The sequence below is a fragment of the Blastochloris sulfoviridis genome, assembly GCF_008630065.1.
Classification (GTDB): domain Bacteria; phylum Pseudomonadota; class Alphaproteobacteria; order Rhizobiales; family Xanthobacteraceae; genus Blastochloris; species Blastochloris sulfoviridis.
This window is the reverse complement of record NZ_VWPL01000027.1, coordinates 30,296-46,502: the sequence shown is the minus strand read 5'-3', so window position 1 is coordinate 46,502 and position 16,207 is coordinate 30,296. Positions and strand designations below refer to the sequence as shown.

18 protein-coding genes and 1 tRNA gene are annotated in these 16,207 nt (G+C 70.3%); 8 read left to right on the top strand and 11 right to left on the bottom strand.

What is annotated here, in order from left to right; translation table 11 throughout:
* Positions 1 to 783: 783 nt before the first annotated feature.
* A tRNA-Leu gene (locus F1193_RS13360) sits at positions 784 to 868 on the bottom strand.
* A 260-nt stretch (positions 869 to 1,128) separates the two neighbouring features.
* Between F1193_RS13360 and F1193_RS13355 the strand changes: the two genes are divergently transcribed.
* A complete protein-coding gene (locus F1193_RS13355; protein WP_246164395.1) occupies positions 1,129 to 1,674 on the top strand; it encodes a disulfide bond formation protein B in 546 nt (181 codons plus the stop codon).
* Between the two features lie 70 nt (positions 1,675 to 1,744).
* Here the strand turns inward: F1193_RS13355 and F1193_RS13350 are convergent, their stop codons facing one another.
* On the bottom strand, positions 1,745 to 2,302 hold the full coding sequence (locus tag F1193_RS13350) for an HNH endonuclease (protein WP_150098300.1): 558 nt from the start codon (positions 2,300 to 2,302) through the stop codon (positions 1,745 to 1,747).
* A gap of 275 nt (positions 2,303 to 2,577) precedes the next feature.
* Positions 2,578 to 3,234, bottom strand: coding sequence for a DNA-3-methyladenine glycosylase family protein (locus F1193_RS13345; RefSeq protein WP_150098299.1), 657 nt, complete (start codon positions 3,232 to 3,234; stop codon positions 2,578 to 2,580).
* A gap of 65 nt (positions 3,235 to 3,299) precedes the next feature.
* Between F1193_RS13345 and gluQRS the strand changes: the two genes are divergently transcribed.
* Both gluQRS and F1193_RS13335 read left to right on the top strand, forming a co-directional pair.
* Positions 3,300 to 4,157, top strand: coding sequence for a tRNA glutamyl-Q(34) synthetase GluQRS (gene gluQRS, locus F1193_RS13340; protein ID WP_150098298.1), 858 nt, complete (start codon positions 3,300 to 3,302; stop codon positions 4,155 to 4,157).
* Positions 4,158 to 4,216: 59 nt separating this feature from the next.
* Positions 4,217 to 4,636, top strand: a complete 420-nt coding sequence (locus F1193_RS13335; protein ID WP_150098297.1) for a response regulator — start codon at positions 4,217 to 4,219, stop codon at positions 4,634 to 4,636.
* Positions 4,637 to 4,885: 249 nt separating this feature from the next.
* Here F1193_RS13335 and F1193_RS13330 read toward each other — a convergent pair whose 3' ends face one another.
* Genes F1193_RS13330 through F1193_RS13320 form a run of 3 tightly spaced genes read right to left on the bottom strand, consistent with a single transcriptional unit; the run spans position 4,886 to position 7,937 of the window.
* Complete coding sequence (locus F1193_RS13330) at positions 4,886 to 6,178, bottom strand: HlyC/CorC family transporter (protein ID WP_150098296.1); 1,293 nt, start codon at positions 6,176 to 6,178, stop codon at positions 4,886 to 4,888.
* Complete coding sequence (gene aroB, locus F1193_RS13325; RefSeq protein ID WP_150098295.1) at positions 6,175 to 7,323, bottom strand: 3-dehydroquinate synthase; 1,149 nt, start codon at positions 7,321 to 7,323, stop codon at positions 6,175 to 6,177. The genes F1193_RS13330 and aroB overlap by 4 nt, the downstream gene beginning before the upstream one ends.
* Entirely contained in the window at positions 7,320 to 7,937 is a 618-nt protein-coding gene (locus F1193_RS13320) for a shikimate kinase (protein WP_150098294.1), read from the bottom strand. Before F1193_RS13320 ends, aroB begins: the two co-directional genes overlap by 4 nt.
* A gap of 240 nt (positions 7,938 to 8,177) precedes the next feature.
* On the opposite strand from F1193_RS13320, the gene F1193_RS13315 reads away from it, so the two are divergent.
* From F1193_RS13315 to F1193_RS13300, 4 genes are all read left to right on the top strand, one after another.
* Positions 8,178 to 8,327 carry a histidine kinase gene (locus F1193_RS13315; RefSeq protein WP_150098293.1) on the top strand — a complete coding sequence of 50 codons (150 nt, stop codon included), beginning with the start codon at positions 8,178 to 8,180 and terminating at the stop codon, positions 8,325 to 8,327.
* Between the two features lie 64 nt (positions 8,328 to 8,391).
* On the top strand, positions 8,392 to 9,306 hold the full coding sequence (locus F1193_RS13310) for a tyrosine recombinase (RefSeq protein ID WP_281287252.1): 915 nt from the start codon (positions 8,392 to 8,394) through the stop codon (positions 9,304 to 9,306).
* Between the two features lie 149 nt (positions 9,307 to 9,455).
* Positions 9,456 to 10,409: an acetyl-CoA carboxylase carboxyltransferase subunit alpha gene (locus tag F1193_RS13305; RefSeq protein ID WP_150098292.1), complete on the top strand. Its 954-nt coding sequence runs from the start codon at positions 9,456 to 9,458 to the stop codon at positions 10,407 to 10,409.
* Between the two features lie 468 nt (positions 10,410 to 10,877).
* Positions 10,878 to 12,398, top strand: coding sequence for a L,D-transpeptidase family protein (locus F1193_RS13300; RefSeq protein ID WP_150098291.1), 1,521 nt, complete (start codon positions 10,878 to 10,880; stop codon positions 12,396 to 12,398).
* Between the two features lie 172 nt (positions 12,399 to 12,570).
* Here F1193_RS13300 and grxC read toward each other — a convergent pair whose 3' ends face one another.
* Together grxC and F1193_RS13290 are read right to left on the bottom strand one after the other, a co-directional pair.
* Positions 12,571 to 12,828 carry a glutaredoxin 3 gene (gene grxC, locus F1193_RS13295; RefSeq protein WP_150098290.1) on the bottom strand — a complete coding sequence of 86 codons (258 nt, stop codon included), beginning with the start codon at positions 12,826 to 12,828 and terminating at the stop codon, positions 12,571 to 12,573.
* 39 nt (positions 12,829 to 12,867) lie between these two features.
* Complete coding sequence (locus tag F1193_RS13290; RefSeq protein ID WP_150098289.1) at positions 12,868 to 13,659, bottom strand: ComF family protein; 792 nt, start codon at positions 13,657 to 13,659, stop codon at positions 12,868 to 12,870.
* Between the two features lie 100 nt (positions 13,660 to 13,759).
* Here F1193_RS13290 and F1193_RS13285 point away from each other — a divergent pair, with 100 nt between their 5' ends.
* On the top strand, positions 13,760 to 14,632 hold the full coding sequence (locus tag F1193_RS13285; RefSeq protein WP_150098288.1) for a methyltransferase domain-containing protein: 873 nt from the start codon (positions 13,760 to 13,762) through the stop codon (positions 14,630 to 14,632).
* Between the two features lie 96 nt (positions 14,633 to 14,728).
* Here the strand turns inward: F1193_RS13285 and F1193_RS13280 are convergent, their stop codons facing one another.
* The 3 genes from F1193_RS13280 to F1193_RS13270 all read right to left on the bottom strand — a co-directional run bounded on the left by F1193_RS13280 (position 14,729) and on the right by F1193_RS13270 (position 16,157).
* Complete coding sequence (locus tag F1193_RS13280) at positions 14,729 to 15,172, bottom strand: GNAT family N-acetyltransferase (protein ID WP_150098287.1); 444 nt, start codon at positions 15,170 to 15,172, stop codon at positions 14,729 to 14,731.
* 368 nt (positions 15,173 to 15,540) lie between these two features.
* A complete protein-coding gene (locus tag F1193_RS13275) occupies positions 15,541 to 15,729 on the bottom strand; it encodes a Flp family type IVb pilin (protein ID WP_150098286.1) in 189 nt (62 codons plus the stop codon).
* A gap of 8 nt (positions 15,730 to 15,737) precedes the next feature.
* Positions 15,738 to 16,157 (bottom strand): (deoxy)nucleoside triphosphate pyrophosphohydrolase, encoded by a 420-nt coding sequence (locus tag F1193_RS13270; RefSeq protein WP_246164394.1) that lies wholly within the window; start codon positions 16,155 to 16,157, stop codon positions 15,738 to 15,740.
* Positions 16,158 to 16,207: the final 50 nt, after the last annotated feature.

Here is a 16,207-nt window from a genome sequence, read left to right as displayed (position 1 = left end):
AGGCCTTCGTCACCCTCGCCGCCATCCAGCTCGCCGTCAGGCGCCTCGCCCGATAGTAGGCTTTTGAGTCAGGCTCTGACGAACTGACTTCTATTGAATGGATTCTCGTCAGGATTCGTTGGCTTGGTAGTTACCCAAAGCATCTAACAATTGAGCAAATCAGAAGTGAGCTTCGGAGTGCCTACGGTGCTAACTATGAAGCTCAGCATAATAGGGCAATTTATAACCATGAGTAACAAGTTTGTAATTACAGGCTATCGAGAGACTGAGGACGGACTGCGTATCCCTGAGTATGAAATGACTAGGTACCCTGAGGATTCGTCTAACAAGGTTCCAGAAACTGTAGCCCCGGTGATTAACACCAGTCCTACCGGGAATGGCTTTGACGGAACCGTGGGGCGTGGCAAGTCTAAGCGTTGGCGCAAGGCCCGCTGAACGCCAGTGGCTGAGCGCTAGCATTAATTCTACGCTCTGCCCTACGCGCGTACACGGGCGTTTAACTTGGCGGCTACCCCAGGTGCTCGAAAGGGCAAACGCCCGTGTACGGCCTACCGCTGCCACGTAGCGTTGATTCTGTGAGGCAGGGTGAGTTCTTACAGCCACTGGCGTTCGAACTTTGCCTAACCCAGCCGCTGGCGCTCAAGGGCATATCCGATGCTCACTGGTACAAACCCAAGGCCAGCCCAGGTACAAAAAAGCTGGACCAAATGGCCTGTACCGGCTATCGTCCTTGCCGGTAAGTGTTTGATTTCTCAGGGTCTAGCCCTGTCGTGTCGAGGGTAGTGGTGCCCCTGGCCGGGATCGAACCAGCACTCCTTGCGGAACGCGATTTTGAGTCGCGCGCGTCTACCAGTTCCGCCACAGGGGCCCGGCGCGGACTATAGTCGGCGACTTCGTACGGTCAACGCATCCCGACGGGTTATGTGGGGTTCGCGAGATCGCGCCATGTGGACGGCGGCAGAGCGCCCGGCGCCCGCGGGTTCGCAGCGTGTCCCGGCGAGGCCGGATGCGACGATCACGAAAGGATCATCCGCCCGCGCTATGGCTTGGCGCAAGATGGCCGTGCGGACGCGAAGCGTGGACAGATGCGCCCGGCGGGGGTATCGCGCCGCCATGGATCGTTCGGCTGTGTCTCGTCTCAATGGGCTTCGGATTGCCGCCCGCCGGTCGCCGCCGCTGGCGGGCGCCTGGGTGGTGCTGGCGGTCGGCGGCGGCGCCATCGCCGCGGCCTGGGCGCTGGAGCTGATCGCCGGGCTCGCGCCCTGCTCGCTCTGCCTCACCCAGCGCATTCCCTATTACGTCGCCTTGCCGCTGGCCGCGGCGGTGGCGGCTGGCGGCCGGCTGCGGCTTCCGTCCGGCCTGCTGCGGGCCGGCGCGGCGCTGGTGGCGCTGGCCATGCTGGCGGCTGCCGGGATCGCCGCCTATCACGCCGGCGTCGAGTGGCGGTGGTGGCCGGGACCGGCCGACTGCTCGGGGGGCGACATCAAGCCGTTCGGCTCGGTCGAGAACCTGATGGCGCAGATGCAGACGGCCAAGGTGGTGCGCTGCGACGAGCCGGCGCTGGTGGTGTTCGGCCTGTCGCTGGCCGGCTGGAACGCGCTGCTGTCGCTGGCGCTGGCAGCGGTCGCCGCCTGGGGGGCGGCGGCGCGGGCGTCTCTCAAGGTCTCCGATTGATCCCTTCGGGATCCTGGAGACGATCTCGCCGAAAATCCGCGGTGGCGAAGGGGATATTCGGAGGGCCGGCTCAGGGATCGAGCTCGGTATCCCAGTAGAGATAGTCCAGCCAGCTCTGGTGCAGGAAGTTGGGCGGGAACAGCCGGCCGTTCTGGTGCAGGTCGTGCACCGTGGGGGCGAACGGCATCTGCGCCGGCCACATGCCGACCTCGCCGGGCATCTGGCCGCCCTTGCGCAGATTGCAGCACGAGCAGGCGGTGACCACGTTCTCCCAGGTGGTCTGGCCGCCGCGCGAGCGCGGAATCAGGTGGTCGAAGGTGAGGTCGTCGCGGTCGCCGCAATACTGGCAGGAAAACCGGTCGCGCAGGAAGACGTTGAAGCGGGTGAAGGCAGGCTGGCGGTTGGCGCGCACGAAGGTCTTCAGCGACACCACGCTGGGCAGGCGGATCTCGAAGCTCGGGCTGCGCACGAAGCGGTCGTAGTGCTCGACGACGCTGACGCGGTCGAGGAACACCGCACGCACCGCATCCTGCCAGGACCACAGAGACAGAGGGTAGTAGCTCAGGGGACGATAGTCCGCGTTGAGCACCAAAACGGGCCAGTTTCCGGGCGATACGGCCGCGTTCACGACGGCTCCTCACTCCCCTCAGCAGCGGCGCGCGCCGCCTCTCAGCACCACGACGCTCTAATGTACCGACTCGGCGTCAATTTTGTGAAGCCCGAACGGAAAACCCGTCCGCCGGAGAATTTGTCCCTGCCTTTGGCGCAACCCAGCCATACCGTTCCGGCGGAAGCCGGCGCGCGGCGGGCGGCTCGGGCCGGCGCGCCTTCGCGCTGCTTGCTTCAGCTTGGCGCGCCTTCGCGCTGCTTGCTTCAGCTTGGCGCGCCTTCGCGCTGCTTGCTTCAGCTTGGCGCGCCTTCGCGCTGCTTGTGCCACCGGTAGTAGGCCCACAGCAGCTTGGCGGCGACGCCGCGGCGCGGCCGCCAGGCCTCGGCGATCCCAGCCAGCGCCCGGGCGCTCGGCCGCTCGGGCAGGGCGAAGGCGAGCCGGGTCGCCTCCTGCAGGGCGAGATCGCCGGAGGGGAAGGCGTCCGGCCGGCCGAGCGCGAACAGGAGATAGAGGTCGGCGGTCCACGGCCCGATGCCGGGCACGGTGCACATCAGCGCGCGTGCCTCGTCGGCCGGCAGCTCGGCCAGGGCATCGAGCGGCAGGCGGCCGGACTGCACCGCCTCGGCCATGGCCGCCAGCGTGCGCATCTTGCCGGCCGACAGGCCGCAGGCCCGCAGTTCCGCCGCATCCGCTTCGAGCGCGCGGGCCGGCGTCAGCGGGTCGAGCCGGGCCTTGAGGCGGCCGAAGATCGCCGCGGCGCTGGCGGTCGAGAGCTGCTGGCCGATCATGATGCCGACCAGCGCGGGAAAGCCCGGCGGATGCCGGCGCAGCGGCACCGTGCCCACCGTGCCGAGCACCGGGGCGAGGCGCGAATCGGTTTTCACCAGGGCGCGAAGATGGCGGGCGAGGTCGGCCTCGGTGTCGAGCGGCGTTCCGGGATCGAAGGGCATCCAATCATGCTAGCGCCGCAGCAGGCCGCTGTCGCCGCCAGCGGGGCCGTGCTAGCTCCCGCGCCATGCGGCCCGTTTTCCGTTTCGCGCCAAGCCCGAACGGCTATCTCCATCTCGGCCACGCGCTGTCGGCGCTGCTCAATGCGGCGGCGGCGCGGGCGGCCGGCGGACGGCTGCTGCTGCGAATCGAGGACATCGACACCAGCCGCTGCCGGCCGGCGTTCGAGGCGGCGATCTTGGAGGATCTCGCCTGGCTCGGGCTCGCGTGGGAGGAGCCGGTGCGCCGCCAGTCGGCGCATTTCGACGACTACCGCGCCGCGCTCGGTCGGCTTGAGGCGATGGGCCTCGCCTATCCCGCCGTCGAGAGCCGGGGCGAGATTCGCAGCTTCGTCGCGGCGCGCGAGGCGGACGGGACCGCCTGGCCGCGCGATCCGGACGGCGTGCCGCTCTATCCGGGGGCGGGCGCCTGCGTCGACGCCAACGAAGGCGCCCGCCGGATGGCGGTCGGCGCGCCCTATGTGATTCGGCTCGACATGCGCGCGGCGCTGGAGCGGGTCGGCCGGCCGCTCGACTGGCCGGAGGAGGGCCAGGGCCGCGTCGCGGCCGATCCCGCCGCCTGGGGCGACGTGGTGCTGGCGCGCAAGGACATCCCCACCAGCTACCACCTCTCGGTTGTCGTCGACGATGCGCTCCAGGGCGTCACCCATGTGGTGCGCGGCCAGGATCTCTACGCCGCAACCGCCGTCCACCGCCTGCTGCAGGAGCTGCTCGGCATCCCGGTGCCTTCGTACCGCCATCATCGGCTGGTTCTCGACGACGCCGGCCGCAAGCTGTCGAAATCGACCGGGGCGGTCAGCCTGCGCGCGCTGCGCCAGCGCGGCGCGACGCCGGCCGACATCCGGCGGATGGTTGGGCTGGCTTGAGCTCGGCTTAACCGGGCTTTGACCGGTTGACGCGACAGTGGCCGCATGGGGGTAGTGCGATGATGGCGGATCGACACGGTATTGCGGTTTCTCCGGGGGGCGGCAGCCTGCGCGTGCTGCTGGTCGACGACGCGCCCTTCGTGCGGGAAATCCTGGAGCGGATCCTGACCGCGGCCGGCCATTGCTGCGTCACCGCCGAGACCGGCGCGGCGGGCCTGCTGGCTGCCGAGAGCAGCAATTTCGACGTGGTGATCACCGATCACGAGATGCCCGACATCGACGGCTGCACGCTGATCGAGCGGCTGCGCAACGGCGACGGGCCGAATCAGGCGACGCCGATGATCCTGCTGTCCGGCTATATCGGCGACGAGGCGCTGACGGCGCGGGCCGATGCGGTCGGTGTCGACGCGGTGCTGGGCAAGCCGATCGTGGTCGCCGAGGTGATGAGCACGATGGCGCGGCTCGCGCCGGTGGTGTGATACGAAATCCGGCTGATCGGCTCGGCTTCTCTCTTCCCTCTCTCCTTGCGGGAGAGGGTGGCGAGACCGAGCGAAAGCGAGGTCGAGCCGGGTGAGGGGTTCATGCGGACGCTCGCTTGAAGGTTCACCCCTCACCCGCCTCGCGGTCTGACGATCGCTCGGCACCCTCTCCCGCAAGGGGAGAGGGAAAGAGGGCGGCTCCGTTCGGCGACGGTTCGAGCGGATCGGCCGGAAGCCATTGGGCCGCGCTCAGCGCGGCTCGGCGGGCCGCTTCGGGCCGGCCGCCAGCGGCGCTGCCCGCAGCAGGGTGATGCGGTTGCGGCTCTTCCTCAGGATGCGGAAGCGGAAGCCGTGGAAGGTGAAGGTCTGGCCCGGCTCGGGGATGATTCCCGATTCGTGGATCACCAGCCCGGCGATGGTGGTTGCGGCATGCTCCGGCAGCCGCCAGCCCATGCGGCGGTTGATGTCGCGCACCGGCACCGCGCCCTCCACCGTCACCGAGCCGTCGATGCGCAGGCGGATGCCGGAGGCCGGCAGGTCGTGCTCGTCGGAGATGTCGCCGACGATCTCCTCCAGAATGTCCTCCAGCGTGACGATGCCCATCACCTCGCCGTACTCGTCGACGACGAAGGCGAGGTGCATGCGGCGGCGGCGGAAGGCGCGAAGCTGATCCTCCAGCGAGGTGGTGCCGGGCACGTACCAGGGCGGCAGCAGCAGATTGGCGACGTCGATCTGGTCGGCGTCGGCGCCGGCATGGACCATGGCGCGCAGCAGGTTCTTGGAGTGCAGCACGCCGACGATGTTCTCCGGCCGCTGGCGATAGACCGGCACGCGGGTGTGGGGAGACGCCAGCATCTGGCGCAGGATGTCGGCCGGCGGGGTCTCGATGTCGACCGCCACCATCTTGGTGCGGTGGATCATCACCTCGGCGACTTCGAGCTCCTTCAGCGCCAGCAGGCCGCCGAGCATGTCGCGGTCTTCCTTCACCACCGCGCCTTCGTGGTGCATCAGGTCGACCGCGCCGCGCAGCTCCTCGGTGCCGTCGCTCTCGCGCGGCGGGGCCTGGGTGCGGCGGTCGAATGGCCACAGGACGAGCCGCCCGATGGCGTCGAGCACCGCGGCGATCGGCACGACGAGGGCGACGAGCTTCGCCGCAGGCGCGGCCACCACCTTGGCGACGCGGTTGGGATCGCGCGCCGGAATCGCCCGCGACAGGCCGCGGGCGAGGCCGAACACCACGAGTCCGATCGCCACCGCCGCCAGCACGCCGGGCTTGCCCCAGCGGTCGTCGAGCACGGTGGTGGCGCTGGCGGTGGCGAACACGGTGGCCCCGAGATTGGCCAGCCGCAGCGCGGAAACCAGGATGTCGCGCTGCTCCAGCAGGGCGGCAGCAGCGGCGGCCTTGGCGTCGCCGGCTTCGCCCTGGGCGTGAAGCCGCGGCCGCGAGGCCCGCGTCAGGGCGCTCTCGATGGCGAGCAGAGCGACCGACACCACGAAGCAGATCAGGATCGCCGCGATCGCCAGGCCGTCGCTGTGGGTCATGCCGGCGCCGCCTCCGCCTCCAGGGTCTCCGCCTCCAGGAACGCCTTGACCGCGTCGGGCGCGACGTCCCTGGCGACGAAGGCGCCGCCGACGCCGCGCGCCAGGATGAAGGTCAGCGCGCCGCGCGCCACCTTCTTGTCCTGGGCGATGGCGTCCATCAGCCCGTCCACCGGGCCGACGCCGCCGGCCACCTGGTTCAGGCGGGTCGGCAGCCCGACCTCGGCGAGGTGGTCTTCGACGCGCTGGGCCACGGACGGCGCGCACAGGCCGAGCCGGGCCGAGAAGCGGAACGCCTGGGCCATGCCGAGCGCCACCGCCTCGCCGTGCAGCAGGCGGCCGGAGAAGCCGGTGGCCTTCTCCAGCGCGTGGCCGAAGGTGTGGCCGAGATTGAGAAGAGCGCGCTCGCCGCTTTCGCGCTCGTCGCGGCCGACGATGGCCGCCTTGGCGCGGCAGCTCGTCTCGATGGCGTCGAGCCGGGCCGGCCCGCCCGCAAACACCTCGCGCCAGTTCGATTCGAGCTCGGCGAAGAAGGCAGCGTCGTCGATCAGGCCGTATTTGGCGACCTCGGCATAGCCCGCGCGGAACTCGCGGGGAGGCAGGGTGTCGAGCGCGGCAGTGTCGGCCAGCACCAGCACCGGCTGGTGGAAGGCGCCGACCAGGTTCTTGCCGTGCGCGGAATTGATGCCGGTCTTGCCGCCGACCGAGGAATCGACCTGGGACAAGAGGGTGGTCGGCACCTGCACGAAATCGACGCCGCGTCGCACCACCGAGGCGGCAAAGCCGGCGAGGTCGCCGATCACCCCGCCGCCCAGCGCCACCACCAGGTCGCCGCGCTCGATGCGGGCGTCGATCAGCGCCTCCACCACCCGCTCGAACACCGCAAAGCTCTTGGAGCCTTCGCCGGGGGCGACCCGGATCGCGGTCGCCGGCAGATTCGCCTGCGCGAACGCGGCCTCGATGCGTGCCAGATAGAGGTTGGCCACGGTCTCGTCGGCGACGATGGCAAGCCGCGCGCCGGGGCGGCGGGCGGCGATCTCGGCGCCGGCCGCGTCGATCAGGTTCGGGCCGATCAGGATGTCGTAGCTGCGGGCGGCGAGGTCCACCCGCAGGCGGCGGGCCGCGGTGGGCGTTGACGTCTCGGTCATTGCGGTTCGCTGGGGTTGGCGGGCTGCGGGGCGGGGCCGATACGAAGATGCTCGGCCAGCGCGGCGATGATCTCCTCGACCATCACCTCCTGGGGGACGTCGCGCGACAGCACGGTGATGTCGGCCTCGGCATAGACGGGATAGCGCTCGGCGATCAGCCGCCGCATCACGCCCTCGGGGTCGGGCGCCTTCAGCAGCGGGCGGTCGGCGCGGCGGCGGACGCGGCGCATCAGCACGTCGAAATTGGCCTTGAGCCAGACGGTGAGCGCCCGCTCGCCGACGAGGGCGCGGGTCTCGGCGCGCATATAGGCGCCGCCGCCGGTGGCGATCACCTTGGCCTCGCCCTCCACCAGCCGGCGGATCACCTTGGCCTCGCCGTCGCGGAAGGAGGCCTCGCCATGGCGCTCGAAGATCTCGGCCACCGTCATGCCGGCGGCCGCCTCGATCTCGCTGTCGGCGTCGGCGAAGGGCAGGTCCAGCCGGGCGGCAAGCCGCTTGCCGACGGTGGACTTGCCGGCGCCCATCATGCCGATCAGCACCAGCGAGCGCGACCCCAGCGCGGCGCGCAGCCGTGCGGGACGCTCGTCACTCTCGGTCCTGGCCGGCGCGGTCATGGCAACTCCCCCCGGCCGGTTCTACAACACGCCGGCCGGCGATGGCAGGGGCCGGGCGGCAATGGGGCGACGTTCGGCTCGCAGGATTGGCGGCTCGCAGGATGGGCGGCCTGCGGGATGTTCGGCTTGCATGCGGCGGGCGGACGTGATGACCCTGTGATACGGTTTCCGGAGGTTCCCTTCGGGATCCCGGAAACCCGTCGGGACCATCCACCGCCAACCAACCGTCGAATCGCCGCCATGCCCACCCTTCTCCGCTTCCTGACCATCCTCGCCATCATCGGCGGCGCGATCTATGGCGGGCTGTTCGCGCTCGCCACCATGGTCGAGCCGACCCAGCGCGAAATGACCGTCACGGTGTCGCCCGACCGGTTCCACCGGGCCGAGTGAGGTGGCCAGGCGGCCGCCGAAAGCCTCGGAAACGGCGCCGCCGCGCCCGGCCGGACGAGGGGCGGTGACGCTGTTCCTCGACATGCAGGCGGCCGAGCGCGGCGCCGCCGGCAACACGATCGCCGCCTATCGGCGCGACCTCGACGACTATGCCGGGTTTCTTGCCGGGCTTGGGCGGGCGGTGGAGCAGGCCGCCACCGACGACATCCGCCGCCATCTCGCCGAACTCGACGACCGCGGCTTCAAGGCGACCACGGTGGCGCGGCGGCTGTCGGCCATCCGCCAGCTCCACCGCTTCCTCTATGCCGAGGGCATCACCACGGGCGATCCGGCGGCGGTGCTGGAGGGGCCGCGGCGCGGGCGCAGCCTGCCCAAGGTGCTTTCCATCGACCAGGTCGACCGGCTGCTGGCGACGGCGCACGCGGCCGCGGCCGACGCCAGCGGCGGGGCCGGCGTGCAATTGCGGGCGGCGCGGCTCGCGGCGCTGATCGAGACGCTCTACGCCACCGGCCTGCGCATCTCCGAGCTGGTGGCGCTGCCGGCCTCGGCGGCGCGGGCGGCGGAAGCGCTGGTGGTGCGCGGCAAGGGCGGCAAGGAGCGGCTGGTGCCGCTGACCGAGGCCGCCAAGTGGGCGATGGCCCACTACCACGCCTTGCGCAAGCAGGCCGGCGTGGCTGCGGGCGGGGCCGACAAATGGCTGTTTCCGTCGTTCGGCGAGAGCGGCCACCTCACCCGCCAGCACGTGGCGCGCGAGCTGAAGACGCTGGCGGCGGCGGCCGGGCTCGACCACCGGCTGGTCTCCCCGCACGTGCTGCGCCATGCCTTCGCCAGCCACCTGCTGCAGAACGGCGCCGATCTGCGCACGGTGCAGACCCTGCTCGGCCACGCCGACATCTCGACCACGCAAATCTATACCCACGTGCTCGACGAGCGGCTGGCGGCGATGGTGCGCGACCTGCACCCGCTGGGAGAGGAGTGACGGCGGGCGCTATTTCAGGATGTGACAGAATGGGCGGATCTTGACTTTCGTCGCATGGCGGAGTGTTGTCCGCCGCCCCGGGTCGGTCCGGGCGATCTTCGCCCCCTGAGATTCGCGATTTCCTCCTGGCGACCAGCCCGATTCCGTCGATGCGCAGCTATCTCGATTTCGAAAAATCCGTCGCCGAGTTTGAAGCCAAGGTCGAGGAGCTGCGGGCTCTTGCCGCCTCCGGCCAGGCCGTGACCATCGGCGAGGAGATCGCCAAGCTGGAGGCCAAGGCCAGCCAGGCGCTGAAGGATCTCTACGCCAACCTGACGCCCTGGCAGAAGGCGCTGGTGGCCCGCCACCCGCAGCGCCCGCACGTGTGCGACTATATCGTCGGGCTGATCGAGGAGTTCACGCCGCTGGCGGGTGACCGCAAGTTCGGCGAGGACGAGGCGATCCTCGGCGGGTTCGGCCGGTTCCGCGGCGAGCCGGTGTGCGTGATCGGCCAGGAGAAGGGCTCCTCGACCGAGGAACGCCTCAAGCACAATTTCGGCATGGCCCGCCCGGAGGGCTACCGCAAGGCGGTGCGGCTGATGGAAATGGCCGACCGGTTCGGCCTGCCGGTCATCACCCTGGTCGATACCGCCGGCGCCTATCCCGGCATCGGCGCCGAGGAGCGCGGCCAGGCCGAGGCCATCGCCCGCTCGACCGACGCCTGCCTCGGCCTCGGCGTGCCCAATGTCGCGGTGGTGATCGGCGAGGGCGGCTCCGGCGGGGCCATCGCCATCGCCACCGCCAACCGCGTGCTGATGCTGGAGCACGCCATCTATTCGGTGATCTCGCCGGAGGGCGCGGCCTCGATCCTGTGGCGCGATTCCTCGCGCGCCCAGGACGCCGCCACCAGCATGAAGATCACCGCCCAGGATCTCATCAAGTTCGGGGTAATCGACAAGATCGTGCCCGAGCCGCCCGGCGGCGCCCACCGCGACCCGCAGGCGATGATGGACACGCTCGGCGAGGCGATCGCCCAGGCGCTCGGCGATTTGAAGACCCTGTCGCCCGCCGAGGTGCGCGAGCACCGCTACGCCAAGTTCCTGGCCATCGGCCGCACGCTCTGATCCTTCGCGCCCGGCGCGCGTTCCGGCCGGCGAGAGCGGATCGCCGCGCGCTGCAGTCCGGGATTCCGCACAGGAATTTTCGGCCTAAGTATTCTACGGGATCATGCGCCCGTCCGGCCCGCCGTAGGGCCGGATTTTCCGTTATTTTTTAACGTGTTGGCGTTCGCGTCGGGCGGCGGTTCATCCGTTTCGCGTCCCCATTGCCCGACGCAATCGGAATTAACTCTTTGGCAAGGCGTTTGTTCCGGCGGCCATGGGATCGCCCCATTCCTCGTCCAAGACCGTTGCGGTTGGTGGCGTCCTTCCGATATCCCCTGGCCGCGTGCGATAACTGGACCGTAACCCTAACCAATTATCCTGGCGGTTCAGACGACCGGCGCCATGTCGCAGAAGCTCTGTGCGCCGTCGAAGCTCTTCACGTCGTCGAAGCTCTTCACGTCGTCGAAGCTCTTTGGGAAGGGTCTCGCGTTGAACCGTCAGCTCCAGCACCGTTTCGCCGCCGTCGCGCTTGCCGCCGGCATCGCGCTCTCCGTCGCCGGCTGCGTCACGGACGAGGCCGCGACCAAGCTGCCCTCGCGCGCCCGTGCCCCGCTCAAGGCGGAGACGGTGGCTCTGCTCGAAGAGAAGGGCATGTCGAAGTCCAGCCCCATCGTCGTGCGCCTGTTCAAGCAGGAGAGCGAGCTGGAGGTGTGGAAGCCGAACCGCGAGGGCCGCTACGAGCTGTTCAAGTCCTACCCGATCTGCCGTTGGTCCGGCGAGCTCGGCCCCAAGATCAAGGAGGGCGACCGGCAGGCGCCCGAGGGGTTCTATACCATCGTGCCGGGCCTGATGAACCCGGCCTCAAGCTATTACCTTGCTTTCAACACCGGTTTTCCCAACGCCTTCGACCGTGCCCACGGCCGCACCGGCGGCGATCTGATGGTGCACGGCGACTGCTCCTCGCGCGGCTGCTATGCCATGACCGACGAGCAGATCGCCGAGATCTACGCGCTCGGGCGCGAGAGCTTTGCCGGCGGCCAGCGCTCCTTCCAGGTGCAGGCCTATCCGTTCCGCATGACGGCTGAGAACCTCGCCAAGCACCGCAGCAACCCCCACATGGCGTTCTGGCGGATGCTGAAGGAGGGCAACGACCACTTCCTGACCACGCGTAAGGAAGTCAAGGTCGACGTCTGCGGCAAGAAATACGTGTTCAACGCCACCCCGGCCACGGGCAGCAGGTTCGACCCGGTGGCGCAGTGCCCGCCCTTCGAGGTGCCGGCCGAGATCGCCGCGGCTGTCGACAAGAAGCGCGCCGCCGACGAGGCCAAGGTTGCCGCCCTGCTGGCCGATGGTGTCACCCCGGCGCCGGTCAAGACCGGCACCGATGGCGGCATGCACCCGGTGTTCCTGGCGGCGGTGAAGGGCGTCGGCGATCCGTCGCTCGGCGACATCATCCGCAGCGAGCCGTTCAGCCGCCTGCCCGGCACCGTGCCGGCGCATGCCGTGCCGCCGCGCGAGCCGACGGTGGCCGCGGCGCCGGCGCCTGCCAAGGCAACCGCCGACAAGCCGGCCCAGAAGCCCGCCACGGCGGTCGCCAGCGCGTCGTCTTCTTCGTCGTCCTCGTCTTCGAGCTCGTCGGGCAACTGGTTCACCCGGCTGTTCTCCAGCCGCGACGACAAGTCGGATCCGGAGATCACGGCCTCGACGTCCGCCAGCGCCCCGCCGGCGCGCACGGCCGCGGCGTCCGCGCCGCAGCCGCCGGCCCGTCCGGCCGCCGTGCCCCAGCCCGGGACCCCGGCCCAGGCAGCGAAGCCGGCCGATGCCTATGCGCTGGCATCGGCGCCGCATGAGCGCCCGGGCGCTGTTCCCGCGGCGCCGTCGCAGACCCGGGCCGCCGCCCCGGTGCCGGCCCGCCAGACGTCCACGGTGTCTGCTTCTGCGGCGCCAGCGCCCGGCAGCCTGATCGGCGGCGCCGCGCCGGTGCTGGAAACCGGCGGGTTCTCGCGCTGACGGCCGGCTGCGGCCGTTCCGCATTCAGAAACGAAATCGCCCGATCCGACGCTGTCGGATCGGGCGATTTCGTTTGGGCGCTTGCCGATCCGGGCGAGCCAAGCGGACGCTCGAAGTCTTTGCGTTGGCTCAGTCTCGACCGCAAGACCGGTCCCCGCGTCCGCGGAAGGGTCTATCCCGCCAGCAGCGGGTCGAGCTGGCCGGTCTGCTCCAGCTCGTAGAGATCGTCGCAGCCGCCGACATGGGTCGTGCCGATGAAGATCTGCGGCACGGTCGCGGCACCGCCTGAGCGCGCCAGCATCTCGGCGCGCGCCGCAGCGTCGCCGGTGATGTCGATCTCGGTGAAGGTGGCGCGCTTGCGGCGAAGCAGCTCTTTGGCGGCGTGGCAGTAGGGGCAGGACGATTTCGAATAGATGACGACAGGCTGCATGCGTTCTCCGGCACACCACTTTCATGGCATGCCAGTGACTTAGACGCACGCGGCGGAATCCACAACCCGGGCGAAGACCAGGGCGTCGACGCGCGCCGCACCGGCCCGTGACAGAGTCCGCGCGCAAGCCTCCAGCGTCGCGCCGGTGGTCAGCACGTCGTCGACCAGCACCAGCCGCCGCCCCCGCACCTCGCCGGTGGCCGCCGGCGGCACGGCGAAGGCGCCCTGGACGTTGCGCGCCCGCTCGGCCCGGCTGAGGCCGATCTGGTGGCCGGTGCGGCGGCTGCGGACCAGGAGGTCGTTGCGCACCGGCCGTCCGGCCACGCGCCCCACGGCGTCGGCCAGCGCCGCCGACTGGTTGAAGCGCCGCTGCCACAGCCGCGTCCAGTGCAGCGGCACCGGCACCAGGGCGTCGGCGTCGGCCAGGAGCTCGGCGCCGGCCTGCGCCATCATCCGCCCGAGCGGCCAAGCGAGATCGGTGCGGTCGCCGAACTTGAGGGCATGGACCAGCCGGCGGGCGACGTCGTCATAGTGCGCCACCGCCCGCGCCCGGTCATAGGCGGGGGGCGTGGCGAGCGCCGCCGGCGACAGCAGGCCGGGGCCGAGGTCGGCGGCGAACGGCGTGCCCAGCCGCTCGCAATACGGCCGGCTGATGAAGGTCAGGCGCGCCCAGCAGGCCGGACACAGCCCGCCATCGTCGGCCACCGGCGCGCGGCAGGCGATGCAGGTTGGCGGCAGGGCCATGTCGCGCACCAGCCGCAGCGCCGACGCCGCGGCCCGCGCGCCGCGCGCCGCCACCCCCGCCGCCGTCCGCAAGGCTGCCGCTGCCATCCTGTCTTCCCGCTTGCGCGAGCCTATGGCTGCGCCGCTCGGGCAGCAACCGGCTTTGCCGAAGGCGCCGTGCGGCCTACATGGACGGAAAGGATCCGCCATGGCCGCCCCCGTTCTGTTCGACCGCGCTCTCATTCGCTGCCGCCGCGCCCGCGCCGTGGCGATGGGGCCGGCCGACTTCCTGCTCGACATGGCGGCCGAGGATCTGGCCGACCGGCTGGCGGCGGTGGCGCGGCGCTTCGCCGCCGCCGCCGACATCGGCACGCCGGGCGATGCGGCGGTGCGGGCGCTCACGGCCCGCGGCCAGGTCGAGGCGCTGGCGCACATCGACCTCTTGGCCGGTGCCGACACGTTGCCGGACGGCGATCCGCTGCCGCTCGCGCCGGCCTCGCTCGACCTCGCGGTCTCGGCGTTGGCGCTGCAGTTCGTCAACGACCTGCCGGGCCTGCTGGTGCAGGTGCGGCGGGCACTGAAGCCGGATGGGCTGTTCCTGGCGGCGCTGGTCGGCGGCGACAGCCTGACCGAGCTGCGCCAGGCCTTCATGGCGGCGGAGGCGGAGACGGCCGGCGGCGCCTCGCCGCGGGTCGCGCCGTTCGCCGGGGTGCGCGAGATGGGGGCGCTGCTGCAGCGGGCCGGGTTCGCGCTGCCGGTCGCCGACGTCGACCGCCTCACGGTCCGCTACGCCACGCCGCTGGCGCTGATGGCCGAGCTGCGCCGCATGGGTGCCGCCAATCCGCTGGCCGAGCGCCGCCGGGCGCCGCTGCGGCGGGACACGCTGGCGCGGGCGGTGGAGATCTATGCCGAGCGCTTCGCCGATCCCGACGGGCGCGTCCGCGCCACCTTCGAGATCGTGTGGGTCTCCGGCTGGGCCCCGCACGACAGCCAGCAGACGCCGCTCAAGCCCGGCTCGGCCCAGATGCGGCTGGCCGACGCGCTGGCGCAGGGCCGCGCGCCGAAGCCCGGACCCGGCTGATCGCTTCGGCCTCTTCTTCCCTCTCCCGCAAGGGGAGAGGGAAAGAGGGCGGTTCCCGGCCAGCAGTTGTTCCGAGGTGCTCAGCCGGAAACCGCATCACAGCAGCTTGCGCATCGAGGGGGCGTGGTGGAGGTTGAAGCCCAGCGCCTTGTAGAACGGCACCGCCTCGGCCCGGGCGTCGAGGAACACCGCACCCATGCCGCGGGCCTGCGCATCCTGCTCGACATGGTCCATCAAGAGGCGGCCGACATCGGCGCGGCGCTCCTCGTCGGCGACGACGAGGTCGTCGACATGGAGGTGGGGGCCGCGGGCCAGCGTGTGCACCGGCCGCATCCCCAGCACGCCGAGCAGCCGCCCGTTGGCGAAGGCGCCGATGAGCTGGTAGCCGGAATAGGCCTGCCGCTCGACGCGTTCCAGAAATTCCTCGGCCGTCAGGTGGGTGCGCAGCGCCGCCATCACGGGAAACGCTGCACGCCATTCCGCCGGCTCCAGCTTGCGAACCGTGATCCGTTCGTCGGTCGCTGCGCCCGTCCTGACCATGTTTCCGTGCCCCTACTCGACAATGTCGCCGGTCTCGTCCGCCCGCTCGAGCTTGCGGCGCCCCGGCGGCCGTGTCCAGTTTGGGCACAGAGAGTAGCTCATGCCAACGGCAGCGGAAGCTGGGCGTTGGGTCTGACCGTCGATTTTCACGAGATCATTGATGGCGCCGGCGACGGCCCGCCCCCACAAGCGGCCGCGGCGCGCCGGGCTCTCTCTCTATCTCTTTCCGCCCTGATGCCAACGGCCCCAAACGCTGACGCGTGGGGCCGTTGACCATCGCGGATTTTCTCATCTGAAATCAGAGATTTCGCGAAAACCTGCGGCCGGACCCAACGCCCAGCTTTCGCTGCCGTTGGCATGAAGCCCGATCACCGGAGAAGTGCTGCCGCGATCTTCTCATAGTAGCCGACGAGGATGCCCTGGCCGATGAGATAGACCGCGCCGGCGATCATGATGCTGAGGAACCCGGCGATCACGGTGTATTCGATCGCGGTCTCGGCGCTGTCGTCTCGCCGCAAGCGGTCCGCGGTGGCAATCACCTCGTGGAGCCGGTGCATGGCGCCCCTCACAACAGGTCGATGAGCATCGGGACCAGCGGGATATCCGCCGGCGGCATCGGATAGTCGCGCAGCTTGTTCGGCCGCACCCAGGCGAGCGTCTGGCCCTCGCAGGGGGTCGGCCGGCCGGTCCAGCGGCGGCAGACATAGAGCGGCATCAGGAGATGGAAGTCGCCATAGTCGTGGCTGGCGAAGGTGAGCGGCGCGAGGCAGGGTTCCTTGACCTCGATGGCCAGCTCCTCGCGCAGCTCGCGCACCAGCGTCGCCTCCGGACGCTCGCCCGCCTCGACCTTTCCGCCCGGGAATTCCCAAAGACCGGCCATCGCTTTTCCTGCTGGCCGCTCGGCCAGCAGCACGCGCCCGTCGGCATCGACGAGGGCGACGGCCGCCACCAGCACGAGGGGCACGCGCACAGTTTCGGAGACCACTCTTACCCCTCCGGGATTAAGACAAGGTTCCAGATTGCGCGAAATCCCGG

Excerpts from the sequence above, each read along its gene's own strand:
- F1193_RS13290 (WP_150098289.1), bottom strand. The coding sequence starts at position 13,659 with ATGGCAGCGGCAGCCTTGCGGACGGCGGCGGGGGTGGCGGCGCGCGGC.
- F1193_RS13345 (WP_150098299.1), bottom strand. The coding sequence starts at position 3,234 with ATGCCCTTCGATCCCGGAACGCCGCTCGACACCGAGGCCGACCTCGCC.
- F1193_RS13275 (WP_150098286.1), bottom strand. The coding sequence starts at position 15,729 with ATGCACCGGCTCCACGAGGTGATTGCCACCGCGGACCGCTTGCGGCGA.
- F1193_RS13320 (WP_150098294.1), bottom strand. The coding sequence starts at position 7,937 with ATGACCGCGCCGGCCAGGACCGAGAGTGACGAGCGTCCCGCACGGCTG.
- aroB (WP_150098295.1), bottom strand. The coding sequence starts at position 7,323 with ATGACCGAGACGTCAACGCCCACCGCGGCCCGCCGCCTGCGGGTGGAC.
- F1193_RS13315 (WP_150098293.1), top strand. The coding sequence starts at position 8,178 with ATGCCCACCCTTCTCCGCTTCCTGACCATCCTCGCCATCATCGGCGGC.
- gluQRS (WP_150098298.1), top strand. The coding sequence starts at position 3,300 with ATGCGGCCCGTTTTCCGTTTCGCGCCAAGCCCGAACGGCTATCTCCAT.
- F1193_RS13335 (WP_150098297.1), top strand. The coding sequence starts at position 4,217 with ATGATGGCGGATCGACACGGTATTGCGGTTTCTCCGGGGGGCGGCAGC.
- F1193_RS13305 (WP_150098292.1), top strand. The coding sequence starts at position 9,456 with ATGCGCAGCTATCTCGATTTCGAAAAATCCGTCGCCGAGTTTGAAGCC.
- F1193_RS13280 (WP_150098287.1), bottom strand. The coding sequence starts at position 15,172 with ATGGTCAGGACGGGCGCAGCGACCGACGAACGGATCACGGTTCGCAAG.
- F1193_RS13330 (WP_150098296.1), bottom strand. The coding sequence starts at position 6,178 with ATGACCCACAGCGACGGCCTGGCGATCGCGGCGATCCTGATCTGCTTC.
- F1193_RS13285 (WP_150098288.1), top strand. The coding sequence starts at position 13,760 with ATGGCCGCCCCCGTTCTGTTCGACCGCGCTCTCATTCGCTGCCGCCGC.
- grxC (WP_150098290.1), bottom strand. The coding sequence starts at position 12,828 with ATGCAGCCTGTCGTCATCTATTCGAAATCGTCCTGCCCCTACTGCCAC.